At 52.1% G+C, this 315-nt stretch carries 1 protein-coding gene; it reads right to left on the bottom strand.

Annotated features, from left to right (window positions below; genetic code table 11):
• The coding region (locus RMT89_RS42040) for a hypothetical protein (protein WP_315889026.1) at nt 1-315 on the bottom strand (315 nt) is incomplete at both ends.

Here is a 315-nt window from a genome sequence, read left to right as displayed (position 1 = left end):
ACGTGAGCAAAGCCGATGCGATAGCCGAAGGGGACGGGGCCGGACAACCCCGGTTGGTAGCATCCAGCTTTACAAAAACCCTCATTGAGATTTCAATCTCTACAGGCCGTACAAATTTTATAGCGCGGCAATATCCGTCTATGTCGATGTTGATGATCGTGTTACCGTACATGGTAACGCCGGGGGCGACATAGTCGTTGACCACGTCAGCGATTTCGTCCTCATCACCCCCAAGGACGCCTGCTGTAACCGTGTTAGGCGGCATTCCATACTCATTATCCAGACCCTCCTCATTGGCAAATACCTGAGCATAGG

The sequence above is a fragment of the Streptomyces sp. P17 genome (assembly GCF_032436805.1).
Taxonomy (GTDB): Bacteria; Actinomycetota; Actinomycetes; order Streptomycetales; family Streptomycetaceae; genus Streptomyces.
Note: the sequence above shows the minus strand (reverse complement) of the source record. Positions and strands in the feature narration are given on the sequence as shown.